We start from the raw sequence: 290 nt of genomic DNA on the forward strand, positions 1-290 counted from the left end.
GCACCGTTGGTGCCCCAGCCGGTCCAGCCCAGGCCCACCAAATACACGAGGTAGTACAGGTTGTACGTCTTGGCCAGGGTGCCCGTCAGCTTCACCTGCATGCCCTGCACCGCCGTAGAAGCCTTGCTCGTACCGGCGGACGTGCCATTGGCCTTCCAGGCCGACCAGCCCTTATTTGACTGGTAAACACGGTACTTGATGGAGCCGGAAATGTTCTTGCACTTGTTGTAGATGCGGATGGCCGTGATAGGACTCGTAGTGATCTTCTTGCCCATGAGCTGGCCCATGGC

At 59.0% G+C, this 290-nt stretch carries 1 protein-coding gene; it reads right to left on the minus strand.

All coding sequences use genetic code 11. From position 1 onward, the window contains the following. The coding region (locus tag PZH32_RS13665) for a hypothetical protein (protein WP_275208802.1) at positions 1-275 on the minus strand (275 nt) is incomplete at its 3' end. Between the last annotated feature and the right edge of the window lie 15 nt (positions 276-290).

Source organism: Adlercreutzia equolifaciens (genome assembly GCF_029076695.1).
In the GTDB taxonomy this organism is placed as follows: domain Bacteria; phylum Actinomycetota; class Coriobacteriia; order Coriobacteriales; family Eggerthellaceae; genus Adlercreutzia; species Adlercreutzia equolifaciens_A.